Consider the following 259-nt stretch of genomic DNA (forward strand, 5'->3'; position numbering starts at 1 on the left):
GTGCAGCAGGGGATGACACTCCAGCAAATCGCGGACAAGCTCAATGCAGAGGGTATCCGCACCAAGACCGGCAAGTCATGGAAGTTCGCCAACGTGTCGATGCTGATGAAGTTTCCTACGCCCCCTGCAACGAAGACATCCAAAACGGAAGAGAAACGCAAGAGCAGAGCTAAGAAGAGGTTTGGAGTCACCAAACGCAATGATGTCAACCTTGAGTGGGTTGCCAAGCTTCATCCTCAACTCGAGGCTTGGCGAGCGC

General features: G+C 53.7%; 1 protein-coding gene. It reads left to right on the plus strand.

Annotation, left to right across the window (positions count from 1 at the left end):
* Positions 1-12 precede the first annotated feature (12 nt).
* The coding region (locus ACVA58_RS28280) for a recombinase family protein (RefSeq protein ID WP_446513553.1) at positions 13-259 on the plus strand (247 nt) is incomplete at its 3' end.

The organism is Photobacterium sp. DNB22_13_2, from assembly GCF_052873915.1.